Raw genomic sequence first — 12244 nt, 5'->3', positions numbered from 1 at the left:
CCTCCTGGATGACAGGCCCCCGGCCGTGCGCCGGCGACCCGTCCACCCTACGCACGCGACGTGGACTGCCGCCTGCCGGGAGCTGGACGAGAGGTAAACAGCCCGGCGAGCAGCAGCACAGTCCGGGGGAGCGGCCAGATGAGGGCCAGCACGAGCACCGGCACCAGCGAGATTCCGACGTCGGGGAACTGGCGGACGATGACAGCCAGATTGGTCTCGAACCTGCTGGGCGCGTAGATGAGGCACAGCCACAGCGCAAACGCGTCGAGGGCCAGCGCCGTGACGGCGTAGGCCAGCAGGAACCACCGCTTTCGCGCCGGGGCGCGTTTTCGGACCGGAGCGCGTTTCCGGAACAGGACGGTGAGAGCCAGGGCCAGGCTCAGCAGTTCGGCCAGCAGCAGTGCCAACGAGACCACCCAGCTGTGGCGTTGCAGCCAGTCCTCCTGGACCACCGTCGGCGCCGGAGGTTGCCCGTGGAGAATCCGCAGGACGTTGCTGTCCAGGGCCTTAAGCCGTGAGGGAGCCGAGGTGTCGTTGGCGTTGACCACCAAGGCGACGCCAAGGCCGGAAGCCGGAACCATGGCCTTGAACGTATGAGTGTTTCCCCATTCCCCCTGATGCTCAAGGACCCGCGGGACGGCAACGTCGCCGTCGGCTGACTCCGAGAGCGGCCGGGTGAACCACCCCATGGCATACTCCTTGGACCCGTCCACGCGGACCCGTGGCGTGAGCAGGGCATGCACGCTTTCCGGCTGGAGGAGGCTGCGGTCGCCGTACCGTCCTTCGCCCAGGAGGGCCACCAGCTCATGGCCCAAGTCCTCGGCCGACGCGTACATGGTGGTGGACGGCATGCCGGTGGAAGGTGCGGGAACGTCGGTCTGGCGCCAGAATGCGCCGAACCACAGCGAATAGCCTGACGCCATGTTGTCTTCACGGGCAGCCGCCCGGGTGGGATGGCTGTGAGCCATGCCCAGTGGCCCGAAAACGTGCTGCTCCATGTAGGCCCCGAACGGCTGGCCGGAGACCGTCTGGACCAGGAGGCCCAGGACATTGAAGTTGGCACTGGCGTACCGGAAAGCTTCGCCCGGTTCTCCGGCCAGCGGGGAATCCGACAGGGCGCGGACACCTTCCTCGATGGCCTCCGGGCCCTCTGCGTCGGAAGCCTCGAAGGCGGTGTCCCCCGAGGCCATGCCGCTGGATTGATGGAGCAAATGACGGACCGTGATTGAGGCCGACCGGTTGTCCTTCAAGGTAAACCACGGCAGGTAGGTCCGCACCGGCTCATCCAACTGCAGCCGGCCGGCCTCAACCTGCTGCATCACGGCAATGGCAGTGAGCGACTTGCTGGTGGACGCCAGCAGCACGGGCGTCTGCGCGGTCATGGCGCGGCCGGAGTCATCGGCCCGGCCAAACGCCGCGGAGTGCACCTGCACGCCGTCCCTGACGACGGCAAGGGCTGCGCCCGGAATCCCGAGGACGTCTATCTGCTCGCGGAGGAAGGCATCCACCGCTTCATACGCCTGGTCCGGAGCTGCAGGGGCGGCTGCCGGCGCCCGGGCCGGGACAGCCATCGGGCTGGACCCGCCCGGAGCGCCGGCAGGAGTGCCGGCAGGAGTGCCGGCGGCTATGCCGGCAAGAACGCCGCCCGCAACGAGGCACGACAGGAACCAGCGCGCTGCCCACGAAGTACTTCCCATGCCCGCACCTGCAACTCGGCTACCGTCCCTTCACGGTATGGCCTGGCCCGGTGGAAGACAACGCGTCCGCTTAGAGCCCGTTGCGGACTATGGCTCCCTGGGCAACGACGACGCTGACTTTCTCCAGGGCGGAGGCGTCCGCCAGGGGATCGGCGTCCACCACGATGGCGTCGGCGAAGGAACCGCGCACCAGCCGGCCCGCAGTTTCGCTCCAGCCCAGCAGCCGGGCGGCGTGGACCGTCGCCGACCGCAATGCCTCCAGCGGGGAGAGCCCGGCCTCGGCGAGGAGGCGCGCTTCCGTGCCGATCGGCGTCACGTCGGTCCCGAAGGAATCGGTGCCGGCCACAATCGTCACGCCGGCGTCCTGCGCGGCACGGACGGCCGCCTGGAGAATCGGGGTGTACTCCTTGCCGCGGGCGGCGAGGATCGGGTTGGCGGACGCCGCCATACTGATGATGGCATCCATGGTGGGCGTGAAGTAAGTCCCGCGGCGGGCCATCTCGGCGATGGTCTGCTCGGTGACGAAGACGCCGTGCTCGATGCTGCGCACCCCGGCGCGGACGGCGCCGTCGATCCCTTCGGCGCTGTAGGCGTGGCACAGGACGCCCGCGCCCTTGGCAGCCTTGACCACAGCGGAAAGCTGCTCGTAGTTGTAGACCAGTTCGCGGGGATCCTGCTCAGGCAGCCCGGCGCGGGGATTGGCGCGGGTCTTGATGACTTCGGCGCCGCGCTTGAGGTTGACCCGGGTCAGGTAGGCGAGGTCGGTTGCCTCCTTGACACCCCCGGAGAGGGTGGCCAGCGGCGCGAGGTCGGGGTCGGCGAGGAGGGAGTCGCCCAGCTCCGGGGAGATGAACAGTCCTGCGGGAAGCATGCGGGGCGAGACGCCGGGGGCCCAGTCGGGGAGTGCCGCCAGCGCGACGTCCTGGTAGTAGCTGCTCGAACCGCTCCGGACGCTGGTCGCGCCGCCCTGCAGGATGGCGCGGGCATCGGCGAACGCGTTTGCGTGGACATGCACGTCGATGAGACCGGGGAGCACCCAGCGGTCCGTGGCGTTGAGGACTTGGGCGCGGCCGGCGACGGCGGCGACTGCCTTCCGTGTGGCGTCCCGGCTTCCGACGGCGGCGACCTTGCCGCCGTCGAGCACCAGCACGCCGTCGTCGACGGCGTCACCGGTCTTGGGATCCACGATGGTGCCGCCCTCGATGATCAGCGGCGGGTGTGCGATGGGGCTGCCCGGGTAGTTGGGCACGGACGGGCGCTCCGCGGCGTGTGCTGCCGGGGCCCCGCCGATCTGGGCGGCGATGCTCGCGACGGAGATCCCGGCGAGGGCGGCGGCGCCGGCCAGGATGCCGCGGCGCGGGACGTCGGCCGGCAGCTGCGGGGCGGAAGTGTGGTCGTGAAGGCACATCGTTGTCTCCTTGGGGAAAGCCGCCCTTGGGGCGAAGGCGGGTACTTAAACGTTACTTGGTATTCCAAAATCAGGCCAGAGGGGCGGTGCGGGTTCCGGCGCTGACACCTGATCTGTCTGAAATACCGTTCACTATCGCCGGTTTCGGTTCAATCGACCCTCGGCTGAGGCGGCACACCCTTCCGATGCTTGGTATTCCAAAGCCTTTTCCGCCCTGTGTGCCCGAAAAAGCCGCCGTCACGCCTGCCGCCAGTCTGGGGCAGCTCGGTGGCATGCTTGAGACGTCCACGTTTGCCTCACACCGAGGTATGAAGCCATGGCTGAAAGTGCTGACGCCGTCCTGCACGATGGATCGACCATCGCCGTCTCGATCCACGGAGACGGACCGCCGCTCCTGTTGCCGGCAAGCCTCGCGGTGCACACGCCGGCGGAAGCCGAAACGCTGCGGCAGTGGGGCGGCGACCCGGACCTCGGGCCCAACCTGGTGAAGGGGCTGGAAAGCTCGAACCGGGTGATCGTGGCGGACTACGAAGGCCACCGGATGGCCCACCCGGCGCCGGACACACTCACGCCGGAGAATGTGGCTGCCGATTTCCTGGCCATTGCTGATGCCGCTAGTGCCGACGGCTTCGCGTATTACGGCTATTCCTGGCTGGCATTGAGTGGCCTGCAGCTCGCGATCCGCACCGACCGTGTCCGGGCGCTCGCCATGGGCGGATTCCCGCCCCTCGACGGGCCGTACCAGAGCATGCTGTCGGTGACCCGGGCGGCGCATGCGGCGTCAGCCCGGCCTGCAGATCCTGACACGCCGGCGCCTGTAGTCGAGCCGGGTGACTGGGATTCGGCGGCCATCCAGACCAGTGAGGCGCAAACCCGCCAATTCATGACCCTCTACGAAGCCCTCCAGGACTTCGATGATTTTGCCGCCGTGCTGCCGCCTGGCTTGGCGCGGCTCGCCTTCGCCGGTGCCGAGGACCGGATCGACTACGGACCCAAGTGGGGTGGCGTGCAGGTGCGGATCGGTGACCCCCTCGCCGCGCACAAGGAGGCACTCCTCAAGGCCGGATGGGACGTCGAGGTACTTCCGGGCCTGGACCACCTGGGGGCGATGAACAGTGCAGTGGTGCTGCCCATCCTGGCAGGCTGGCTCCGGAAGGTGGGGTGGGCGAAGTAGGTGAACTAGCGGGCGGAGCGCCGGTTGCGGGCCTGCTTCACCAGCCGGGTGAAGGCGTAGAGGAAAACGGCCTCGATCAGCACCATTAGCGCGAGCATCAGCCATTCGCCCTGGCTGACGAAAAAGACGGCGCCCACAAGGACCAGCACGCTTCCGAGAACCAGGGTGTACACGGCGAAGCCGAGGGCCACCCTTGCGCTGCGGACTCCCGTTCGGAAGCCAAAGCCCAAAGGCTCACCTCCGGGGTAGCCCTCGACGCGGTCGGGGGCTCCGGGCTTGAGACTGTCGAACTCGTCCCAGAGGTCCCTGTCCTGATCCTGGTCGGCCATAACTCAATTATCTCGCGAAACGGGCTTCTGTCCGTCGTCCACGGCCATGGACGCCAGGTCTTCCGCATCTCCGGGTTCCCACCGCAGCAGGTCCCCGGGCTGGCACCCGAGCACCTCGCACAGAGCCTCGAGCGTGGTGAAGCGCACCGCTTTGGCCCGGCCGTTCTTGAGCACCGCCAGGTTGGCGGGGGTGATCCCCACGCGGTCCGCGAGCGTGCCCACGGGCATCTTGCGCTTGGCGAGCATCACGTCAATGTCCACGATGATCGGCATCAGATCACCTCGTCCAGTTCGTCCTGCAGGTGTTTGGCTTCGCCGTCGCGGGCCACTGCCTGCGCCAGCAGTTTGCGCAGGACGACGACGACGAGGGCCACGCCGGCGACCAGTACGCCCGCCCCGCCGATGAGGAGGACGACGCCGGGGGCCACGCTTTCGCCCGGAGCGAGGACGACGCCGAGCCCGAAAGTGAGCAGGGAAGCCGCCGCGACGGCGCCGGTCACCACGTCCACGTAGCGGAACGCCGCGTGGGAGAACACGGTGCCGCGCCGCACCATCGTCAGCAGGCGCCAGACGCAGACCATCGTCACCTGGACGGTCACGATGCCCAGCAGAACGATCATGATGACCGGGGTGCTAACGGCGGCGATGTCCGGGCTGAAATCCTCATTCAGGTCGCGGGCGAGCAACGGCACCATCACCGCCTGCACGAACACTGAGCCAGCGAGTGCCAACGCGAGGACTATCCGCAGCGCGAGGACGGTCAGCTTTCCCATCAGGTCTCCTTATATGTCGTTTATCAGTGAAATTCTATCGATAAACGACAGGTTGAACAAGTGGCAAAGGCGGCAAGGGAAAGCGCAGGAAGGCGCAGCCGCGGAGCAGCGCTGAAGGGCAGCACTAGGGATGAAAGCGTTTGGTCTTGCGCTTACTCGTCCGGATTCGGATTCCGCACGTCCTTCTCGCCGATATCTGCCGCACCGAGGACGTCTGCGGCCGGCGAATGTGTGGTCTCGTGTTCACGCACCCGAAGCTCCGGGTGGTGGAGGTCCAGGGCCGGGCGCTCCGAGCGGATGCGCGGCAGCGACGTGAAGTTGTGGCGCGGCGGCGGGCAGGACGTTGCCCACTCCAGCGATGCACCAAAGCCCCAGGGATCGTCCACCTCAACCTTTTCGCGGCTGCGCCAGGTGATGTAGACGTTCCAGAAGAACGGGATCAGCGAGGCGCCGAGAAGGTAAGAACTGATGGTGGAGAACTGGTTCATCCAGGCGAAGTTGTCCTGCGGCATGTAGTCGGCGTACCGGCGGGGCATGCCCTCGACACCCAGCCAGTGCTGGATCAGGAAGGTTCCGTGGAATCCAAGGAACAGCATCCAGAAGTGGATCTTGCCGAGGCGCTCGTTGAGCATCTTGCCGGTCCACTTCGGCCACCAGAAATAGAAGCCGGCGAACATGGCGAACACCACGGTGCCAAACACCACGTAGTGGAAGTGGGCCACCACGAAGTAGGAGTCCGAGACGTGGAAGTCCAGCGGCGGGGAGGACAGGATGATGCCGGTCAGGCCGCCGAAGAGGAACGTTGCGAGGAAGCCGATGCTCCACAGCATGGGTGTCTCAAAGGTGAGCGAGCCGCCCCACATGGTGCCGATCCAGTTGAAGAACTTCACACCGGTCGGGACCGCTATCAGCATCGTCATAAAGGCGAAGAACGGCAGCATGACCGAGCCGGTCACGTACATGTGGTGCGCCCACACGGTCACGGACAGCGCGGCGATTGAGATGGTCGCGTAGACGAGGCCCTTGTAGCCGAAGATCGGCTTGCGGCTGAAGACCGGGAAGATCTCCGAGACGATGCCGAAGAACGGCAGCGCGATGATGTACACCTCGGGGTGGCCGAAGAACCAGAAGAGGTGCTGCCAGAGGACGGCGCCGCCGTTCTCAGGATCGTAGATGTGCGCACCAAACTTGCGGTCGGCACCGAGGGCGAACAGCGCTGCTGCCAGCGGCGGGAAGGCCATGATCACCAGGATGGCGGTAACCAGCGTGTTCCAGGTGAAGATCGGCATGCGCCACATGGTCATGCCCGGGGCGCGCATGCAGATGATGGTGGTGATGAAGTTAACGGCACCGAGGATGGTGCCGAAGCCGGACAGCGCAAGGCCGAAGACCCACAGGTCACCGCCCACGCCGGGCGTGAACGTCGTGTTATTCAGCGGCGCATACGCAAACCACCCGAAAGCGGCGGCACCCTGCGGGGTGATGAAGCCGGAGACGGCGATCGTGGAGCCGAACAGGAAGAACCAGAAGGCCAGCGCGTTCAGTCGCGGGAAGGCGACGTCGGGGGCGCCGATCTGCAGCGGCATGATGACGTTGGCAAAGCCCGCGAACAGCGGGGTGGCAAACATCAGCAGCATCACCGTGCCGTGCATGGTGAACAGCTGGTTGTACTGCTCCTTGGTCTGCAGGATCTGCATGCCCGGTTCGAAGAGCTCGGCGCGGATCAGCAGCGCCATGACGCCGCCGAAGCAGAAGAACACGAAGGACGCGATCAGGTACAGATAGCCGATCGTTTTATGGTCCGTTGTGGTGATCCAATTGACGACGATGCGTCCCTTGCGCTTCGGCACCACCTGGGCGTAGTCGGTAGGCGCCGCAGTTCCGGAGGCGTAATCATAAGTGGCCATGACCGGCTCTTTCCCGTCGTACATCCAGTGGGATCTATCCTTCGAATTTACTGACGGCGGGACGTGCTGTCCAGAGGTTGTGCTGGCCCGGCCGCAACCGACGGGACATACGTTTTTCGCGCGCTTCTGCTTGGCAGGTCCACCGGCCTATATCGCCCGAAGCCCCGTTTGAGTACCGTGGCCTCATGCAGAAAATTTCGATCGACGCCCTGGCCCGGCAGCAGCTTGCCGCGGCCCTTGCAGCGAGCAACGGGCGGGCTGCCGACACCGTCTATGGCGGGCATGAGAAGGTGCTTCGCCAGACGGTCATGGCGCTCAAGGCCGGCACGCAGTTGAGCGAGCACCAGAATCCTGGTGACGCCACAGTCTTTGTCCTTCAAGGGAGTCTCCGGCTGCGGGCCGGCGAAGACTCCTGGGACGGCAAGCCCGGTGACCTGCTGATCGTTCCGGAGGGACTGCACAGCCTGGAAGCGGAAGAGGACTCGACGTTCCTGTTCACCGTGGCAAAGGCTGCGAAGTAGAACCGCACCTGCCTGTTGCCCAGGCAGATGCGGCTCCGGCGAAATACCGGACTACCGCCTGACGTCCGGGTCGGGTGCGAATTCCTGCAGAACAGGAAGCGCCCGGCCGTCGAAGTCGAACATGGCCTGGTTCTCCCACGCGTTGCCCGTGGTGGGATCGGCGGGATCCCAGCCATTGCCCGGAACCGCCGTCCAGGCGGGCTCCCAGGAGACCACGCCGATGCCCCGGCCGCCGGGTGCGGAGGCCACCACGTCCTGCACGGCCCGGAAGTTGGCAGCCTGTCCTTCCGGGGTTGCCGGGTAGCCGGGAACCAGCTGGCTCTGGCTTCTAATCACGTTTTCCCAGGGGTCAACCGTGTCGTCGTCGAGGGTGAACGGGTAGGAGTTTTCGACGACGACTACGTCGCGGTCGTAGCGGGCTGACAGCGCGGTGATGGCATTTTGCAGATCTGCCATGGAACCGTGCCAGTAGCCGTAGTAGGACAGGCCGATGGTGTCGAACCGGACGTCCCGCTTTGTCACCTCGTCGAACCACCAGGTGAGGCCGCCGATGCCGTTGTTGATGTTGGTCAGGTGCAGGATGACATCTGTCCCGGCGCTGACGTCCTTCGCAGCACGCGAGCCGGCGGAGAGAAACAGTGCGAGGTTGTCCCACTGCGCTCCCGTGACGTCATCCGCGGGGTTCACGTCCCAGGTCTGGCCAAGGGGCCACAGCATGCCCGGGTTGATCTCGTTGCCCACCTGGACGGAGTCCGCCGTCGCGCCGGCGTCCTTCAGCGCGGTCAGCACCTCGGAGGTATGGGTATACTCGGCATCCGCCGTTTCCTGCGGGCTCAGGCCGGCCCAGGCTGCCGGTATTCCCTGGGCGCCGGGGTCGGTCCAGCGGTCGCTGTAGTGGAAGTCAACAAGGACCTTCATGCCGGCGGCCTTGGCGCGCTTGGCCGTGGCCGCCACTTCGTTGGTGGTGTTGTAGCCATCAGCCGGGTTGACCCACACCTTGAGCCGCACCAGGTTGGCGCCGGCGTCGGCGAAGGCTTCGACGGCATCCACCGGCTTGCCCCGGGCGTCGAAGTAGACAGCGCCCTTGTCCTCATTCTTGGCCAGGTTGGAAAGGTCGGCGCCGCGGACGGCCCGCTGGACCGAGCCCGGCGTGAGCGTGACGTCGTCGACGATGGCCCAGTCACCGGCTGTGCCACGGGTTTCGATCACGATCTCGCAGGCGCTCTTCGTGACGTAGGCGTCGGCCGAGATCTGCAGCCAGGCGCCGTCCTGCGCGGTGGACTGCAGGACGGTTTCGCCGTCGACGCCACAGTTCTTGAGGCCGATCCGTGAGGCACCGAGGGTTCCTTCGGCCTTTACGCGGGCGGAAACCGTCCACCAGTCCTCGGCCAGGCTTCCGGTTTTCTGGCGTGCGGTGACGGTGCCGTCGGCGTCGAGGCGCTGGCTGAGTTGGGCATTTCCGGCGTCCGCCTCTGTTGTTGTGGAGGCCGGCTTCCCGGTGACTTTCCAGCCGGTCAGCCCACTAGCGAAGCTGGCGTTGATGATGGTGCCGTCGCCCGCTGCAGCCGGGTTCTCCGCAGTGGCCGGCGCCATTCCGGCGGGCAGCGCCAGCACCGTAAGGAGCGACGCCGCCAGCACCGCTGGTCGTCGGTGCCGCTTCGCCTGGGGGTGAAGTTCCCTGTGGTGCTTTTTCATGGAACGCTGGGAGCGTTCACGGAGAACTTTCTGCGCTCACCCTGCGGGGGCGGGCTTCCCGACACAGCTGCGGATCACGGCCAGCGTCGAGCCCTACCGGGATGACGCAGGAAGGCCTATCTTTGACCTGACACAGCACGAGGGAAAGGAACTAGGATGTTCACCCTGCAGATCAGCTATCCGGTCCGGGACTATGAGGCTTTCAAGAAAGTATTCGACAGCGATCCCGCTGGCCGCGCCGCCTCGGGCGCCAGGTCTGTCCGCCTGTTCCGGGACACAGAGGACCAGAACAGCGTGGCCGTGCTCCTTGACTTCGACACCAAGGACGCTGCGACCGCCTTTCTGGAACGGCTCCGCAGCGACGTGTGGGATAAACCGGAGGTGATAGGGCAACTGATGACGGCGTCGCCTGCAGCCAGGATTCTGGAGGAGGTTGCCCGCGAGGGTCAGGCCGCGGGCTGACCGCTTCGAATCCGGTGGCCACCACCGCTGGTGGTGACGCGGCCGGTGCCACTCAGGCACGGCCGTAACCAAGTTCGGCCTCCCGCGCAGATGTGGGACAGACTGTTTCCGTGAGCAACAAACCCCGGACAGCCCTCGCCGTGGCCGGCCTCAGCCTGGGCACTTCGCTGAACCCGCTGAACTCGTCCATGATCGCCGTCGCCCTCGTGGTGCTGCGCGCGGATTTCGGGCTCGACGTCGCCACGGTCACCTGGGTGATCACCGCCTTCTACCTCACTTCAGCAGCGGGTCAGCCGCTGATGGGCCGGCTGGCGGACCGCTTCGGTCCGCGGCGCCTGTTCACCTTCGGGATGGTGCTGGTGGCGGCAACCTGCGCGGTGGCACCGTTCGCCCCAAACTTCGCCCTGCTCTGCGTCGCCAGGGCATTCATGGCGCTCGGCACGGCCACCGCGTACCCGAGCGCCGTCGTCATCGTCGGCGCGCTAGCCCGGACCGCCAACGTGAAGTCCACCCGTCCGCTCGGCCGGATCCAGATGGCCAACACGTCCGCGGCGGCGGTCGGCCCCGTGGTGGGCGGGCTGCTGGTGAGCTTTGTGGGCTGGCAGGCGCTGTTCCTGATCAATGTGCCGCTGTCCCTCGCGGCACTGCTCGTCGTCTGGAAGTTTGCCCCAGTGGACGAGGAACGCGAGCGCGGGAGTGCCGCGGAGCTGCTGCGCGACTCGGACATCCCCGGCATCCTGGGCTTCGTCGGATCGCTGATGCTCACCATGATGGCCCTGCTGAACGTGCTGCCGGACGTGCGCTGGTGGCTGCTCGCCGGCGGGACGGTGCTGGCGGCCCTGTTCGTCTGGCGCGAGCTGAAGTTCCGCCCGCCGTTCCTGGACCTGCGGCTGCTCGGCAGGAACCGGCCGCTGCTGCTGGTCTACCTCGGCTTCGCCGTGTTCAACGGCATCTATTACTTCGCATTCTTCGGCCTGCCGCAGCTGCTGCAGGAAGCGGCCGGCTACGATCCCGGCGTCGTGGGTCTCCTGATGCTGCCGCTGGCAGCGATGTCCGTGGTCGCGACGCCGTTCGCGGTCCGCGCGATCGAACGCTTCGGTGTGCGGCGGGTGCTGATTGCCGGGGTGCTGTTCCTGGTGGCCGCCGCGGGAACCATGTGGCTGCTGACCGCCTCGTTCGCCTTCCCGCTGGTGCTGGTGCTCACCGCGCTGATGGGCATTCCGTGGAGCGTGGTGAGCATCGCCTCCAGCCAGGGCATGTACGTCTCCACCCAGCCGCACGAGCGCGGGGTGGCCGCGGGCATCTTCCAAACCTGCCGCTACCTGGGCGCCATCACGGCCACGGTGATGATCGGCATCTTCTACGGGAGCGGCGTGAACCAGGCCAACTGGGGCCTGATGGTGATCGCCATGCTGGTGCTGGGCGGCGTCGCGTTCGGCGTGACGCTGCTGTGGCGGGAGCGGAAATGACGCGTCCGGTGCGTGGCGGAGCATGCCTGTGGCGGCGGCGGGCAGCCGGGACCAACGGCATCTTGACAGGCGATTTGAGCAGGAATAGCGTGCGCCTTAACAGGGCACTCTGCTCTGTTCCTAAGTATTCTCGGCGCTGAATCTGGGCCGCTTCTGCTTGGCGACGGCGCCAGCGAGGAGGGTCCTGTGTCTTGGGAAATTTCGGGAACATATGTTGGCAGCTGCACGTGCTCGTTGATCTGTCCGTGCCCCGTGGACGGCGTGCCCACCGGGCCGAACGGTGAGTGCCGCGGCGTGAATGTCTTCCACATCGCGAGCGGGAAGATGGACGACACGGACCTGGCAGGCGTCGACTTCGCGTTCTGCAACTGGTTCCCTTCGAATCTGACCGCAGGCGGCTGGAAGGTGGGGGCCGTCGTCGACGACGGGGCTTCGGAGGCGCAGGTCGGGGCGCTGGGAAGCATCCTTCGCGGCGAGGCCGGCGGGCCGTTTGGCGATCTTGCGGCGCTGTACGGCGAATGGCTGGGACTGGAGCGGGCCAGCGTCACCTTCTCCGGCGGGGAGACCCCGTCCGGCTCGGTGGCCGGCCGCGTGGACGTCACGTTCGAGCCGCTGCCAGGGCCCGACGGCGGCGTGACCACGGTTAAGAACGCCATGTTCGGCTTTGCCCCGGAGTTCCGGATCGGAAAGGGACCGGGCCACTCGGACCTGTTTGGCCTGGAATTCGACGGCGTCTACGGCGAGACGTCCGACTTCACCTTCGCCAGTGAGATGGCCGAGGGTGCCCCGAAGGGCCGCGGCTAAGCGCG

General features: G+C 66.6%; 12 protein-coding genes. 5 read left to right on the top strand and 7 right to left on the bottom strand.

What is annotated here, in order from left to right; genetic code table 11:
• Positions 1–47 precede the first annotated feature (47 nt).
• On the bottom strand, positions 48–1697 hold the full coding sequence (locus CXQ91_RS08675; protein WP_104173519.1) for a serine hydrolase: 1650 nt from the start codon (positions 1695–1697) through the stop codon (positions 48–50).
• Between the two features lie 70 nt (positions 1698–1767).
• Complete coding sequence (locus CXQ91_RS08670; protein WP_104173518.1) at positions 1768–3105, bottom strand: amidohydrolase family protein; 1338 nt, start codon at positions 3103–3105, stop codon at positions 1768–1770.
• Between the two features lie 316 nt (positions 3106–3421).
• Here CXQ91_RS08670 and CXQ91_RS08665 point away from each other — a divergent pair, with 316 nt between their 5' ends.
• Positions 3422–4279 carry an alpha/beta fold hydrolase gene (locus CXQ91_RS08665; RefSeq protein WP_104173517.1) on the top strand — a complete coding sequence of 286 codons (858 nt, stop codon included), beginning with the start codon at positions 3422–3424 and terminating at the stop codon, positions 4277–4279.
• Between the two features lie 5 nt (positions 4280–4284).
• Here the strand turns inward: CXQ91_RS08665 and CXQ91_RS08660 are convergent, their stop codons facing one another.
• From CXQ91_RS08660 to ctaD, 4 genes are all read right to left on the bottom strand, one after another.
• Entirely contained in the window at positions 4285–4608 is a 324-nt protein-coding gene (locus tag CXQ91_RS08660) for a hypothetical protein (RefSeq protein ID WP_104173516.1), read from the bottom strand.
• Between the two features lie 3 nt (positions 4609–4611).
• Positions 4612–4881, bottom strand: a complete 270-nt coding sequence (locus tag CXQ91_RS08655) for a helix-turn-helix transcriptional regulator (protein ID WP_104173515.1) — start codon at positions 4879–4881, stop codon at positions 4612–4614.
• Entirely contained in the window at positions 4881–5381 is a 501-nt protein-coding gene (locus CXQ91_RS08650; RefSeq protein ID WP_104173514.1) for a DUF2975 domain-containing protein, read from the bottom strand. Before CXQ91_RS08650 ends, CXQ91_RS08655 begins: the two co-directional genes overlap by 1 nt.
• Positions 5382–5533: 152 nt before the next feature.
• Entirely contained in the window at positions 5534–7288 is a 1755-nt protein-coding gene (ctaD, locus tag CXQ91_RS08645; RefSeq protein ID WP_104173674.1) for a cytochrome c oxidase subunit I, read from the bottom strand.
• A 185-nt stretch (positions 7289–7473) separates the two neighbouring features.
• Here ctaD and CXQ91_RS08640 point away from each other — a divergent pair, with 185 nt between their 5' ends.
• Entirely contained in the window at positions 7474–7809 is a 336-nt protein-coding gene (locus CXQ91_RS08640) for a cupin domain-containing protein (protein ID WP_104173513.1), read from the top strand.
• 51 nt (positions 7810–7860) lie between these two features.
• On the opposite strand, the gene CXQ91_RS08635 is transcribed toward CXQ91_RS08640, so the two are convergent.
• On the bottom strand, positions 7861–9504 hold the full coding sequence (locus tag CXQ91_RS08635) for a glycosyl hydrolase 53 family protein (protein WP_104173512.1): 1644 nt from the start codon (positions 9502–9504) through the stop codon (positions 7861–7863).
• Positions 9505–9660: 156 nt separating this feature from the next.
• Here CXQ91_RS08635 and CXQ91_RS08630 point away from each other — a divergent pair, with 156 nt between their 5' ends.
• The 3 genes from CXQ91_RS08630 (at position 9661) to CXQ91_RS08620 (ending at position 12239) form a co-directional block, all read left to right on the top strand.
• Positions 9661–9966, top strand: coding sequence for a hypothetical protein (locus CXQ91_RS08630; protein WP_104173511.1), 306 nt, complete (start codon positions 9661–9663; stop codon positions 9964–9966).
• A gap of 110 nt (positions 9967–10076) precedes the next feature.
• On the top strand, positions 10077–11435 hold the full coding sequence (locus tag CXQ91_RS08625; protein ID WP_104173673.1) for an MFS transporter: 1359 nt from the start codon (positions 10077–10079) through the stop codon (positions 11433–11435).
• Between the two features lie 186 nt (positions 11436–11621).
• Positions 11622–12239, top strand: a complete 618-nt coding sequence (locus CXQ91_RS08620) for a DUF1326 domain-containing protein (RefSeq protein ID WP_104173510.1) — start codon at positions 11622–11624, stop codon at positions 12237–12239.
• The last annotated feature ends 5 nt before the right edge of the window (positions 12240–12244 follow it).

Source organism: Arthrobacter sp. Y81, from assembly GCF_002929335.1.
GTDB lineage: Bacteria > Actinomycetota > Actinomycetes > Actinomycetales > Micrococcaceae > Arthrobacter.
Note: the sequence above shows the minus strand (reverse complement) of the source record. Positions and strands in the feature narration are given on the sequence as shown.